Annotated in this window: 3 protein-coding genes; 2 read left to right on the top strand and 1 reads right to left on the bottom strand. The window is 44.3% G+C overall.

Going from position 1 to position 1988, the window contains the following annotated elements:
• Nucleotides 1-116: 116 nt before the first annotated feature.
• The gene (locus ABD211_RS21975) at nucleotides 117-389 is read left to right on the top strand and encodes a hypothetical protein (protein ID WP_160063045.1); all 273 of its coding nucleotides are present in this window, start codon (nucleotides 117-119) and stop codon (nucleotides 387-389) included.
• A gap of 26 nt (nucleotides 390-415) precedes the next feature.
• Here the strand turns inward: ABD211_RS21975 and ABD211_RS21970 are convergent, their stop codons facing one another.
• Nucleotides 416-1357: a DUF6414 family protein gene (locus ABD211_RS21970; protein WP_425560487.1), complete on the bottom strand. Its 942-nt coding sequence runs from the start codon at nucleotides 1355-1357 to the stop codon at nucleotides 416-418.
• A 496-nt stretch (nucleotides 1358-1853) separates the two neighbouring features.
• On the opposite strand from ABD211_RS21970, the gene ABD211_RS33955 reads away from it, so the two are divergent.
• On the top strand, nucleotides 1854-1988 hold a 135-nt coding region (locus ABD211_RS33955), incomplete at its 3' end, for a DUF7692 domain-containing protein (RefSeq protein ID WP_425560488.1).

Below are 1988 nucleotides of genomic sequence, written 5' to 3'. Positions count from 1 at the left end.
CAAAAAATTACAGCGCCCCGCCCCCACCTCCGCATGATCTCCAGTTGAAGCACATGAAACAGGGGTGAGTCGTGGCGGGAGATATATTTTTGAGTTTTCAGATTGGAGTTGGGTCTATGAGTACTGTTGAAGACAGACCTGATGACGAATTAGAATTAGTAGCTAGCTACCTGAAAAACGAATTTGAGAATCCTACCAATGAGGAATACTTTGTGACCCACACGCCAAATCAGATCTACGTGTGGGAAACAAAATTCTCAGTAGAAGACCCTGATTTCCCTGCTTCTCATCCTACCACACATATTGAAGATCAGGTTTTATGGCATGATTCAGTTACGGATGTACTTGAAGAACTTAATGACCGGGGAATACTATCTATAGAGCTATAACTCGATAAACACATACCCAACTGAGATCACCAATAAATAGCGACTGGGTCAATGACAATAGCTGGACCATCCACAACATAATCTGATTCTTCAATATCTGTGTCTATTTCAAACATCTCCTCCTCATTTTCTGTTTGAGTGTTTTCTTCTAAATTCTCTGCAACTTCAGATAAGACACCTCTAAACCCGTCTACAGAGTCCTCAGTAAACACCTCACTCATTATCTGTACTAAGTCAATGTAATCCCACTTTTCATTACCAATTACATGATCTACTCGACCAATGACAGTGTATTGTTTAGTACTGTAGAATTCTCTTTTCGGATTTGTCCACAAACTCCCTAAGTCAATAGACATAACTACAGGATAATTAAAACCATCTGAATCTACTCGAAGGCCGATTCTTTCACCATGTAAAATATCTCTCCAAATATCAAATACGGATCTTGACTCATCGATCATAATCTCGTCCATGTCTTCTGAAAAATCAACATCTTCTCCTGTGGTATGCTCGAGTTGCTCTGCTTCGAACATTCGAGTTAACATAGTTATTGAATTAAGCAGTTTAAAAAATGGGTCTGGGTCACAATCCCCTCTAATTTTGATTGGATCTCCCGAATCAAACTCTAAACTCGAACTATTATCAGAAGAAGAATCAGACAAATCTACCAATTCACCAGATCCTTCAAGAACATCATGTAGTATGCTGAATCTATACTGACCATTTACTTTTCTTTCAGTTTCCCTCAGGACACGTTGCTCCTCAGAGCTACTACTGTCTCTGCTAATTTCACCTCCTCCGAGGCCTGAAATGGACAAAGATCCACCAAAGCTCCAACCTGATTCATCGCCTTCAATATTCTCGGATGCTTCTTTTACAGCCTCCGGAACTGCCACATATTGCGAAGCGAGTAGGCTATTGACACTCAATTCATCCAGATACACGAATTCCCGTAATTCGCTTACCATGCTATGGATCTATCAGGCAATCTTGTTAATTCTTTCTCATATTCCTGGGAGAGGGTTGGACTCACTCAGAAGGCCAGTTCTGGCAATACCTCCCCTTCCGGTTGTACGTTAGCAGATACGCTTTCCCGAATATGCACACGAGTGTCGAGATCCCGTGTGTACCAGTACGGAACCTCACGGCCAGTAGGCTTAATCACGTCTGCTCGAGAGTACAAGGTAGCGGGGATCGGGAGTAGTGTCGTTGCCGACAACTACCGTCCAACTGAGACATTCGGAAACTCCCCGCTACTGATCGAGATTATTCCAACGTCAATAGCCAATCTCGATTGCTCCGTCCACTTGACACACCACCAACGGATGGGGAGCTCCGATGTCGGTCCACCACCGACATCTTCTACGAGAACGCTTCTATCCAACACCGTCACCCGTCTCCTGCCGGTTGGACATTGCGAAGACCGATTTNAAAAACTAGGAAAGGCGGGTTGTGTTCACGAGCATGTCTCACAACGAGACACCCGGATCGGTCCGTATCAGGACTGACGACGGGAACGAATGGCGATTCGATGCAATCCAGAAAGCCGCAGCGTTCTACGACTGCAATCGATCGAACGCAGTCGCGTTCGCTTGCGAA

This window comes from Luedemannella flava, from assembly GCF_039528515.1.
GTDB lineage: Bacteria > Actinomycetota > Actinomycetes > Mycobacteriales > Micromonosporaceae > Luedemannella > Luedemannella flava.
This window is presented reverse-complemented; position numbering and strand designations above follow the sequence as displayed.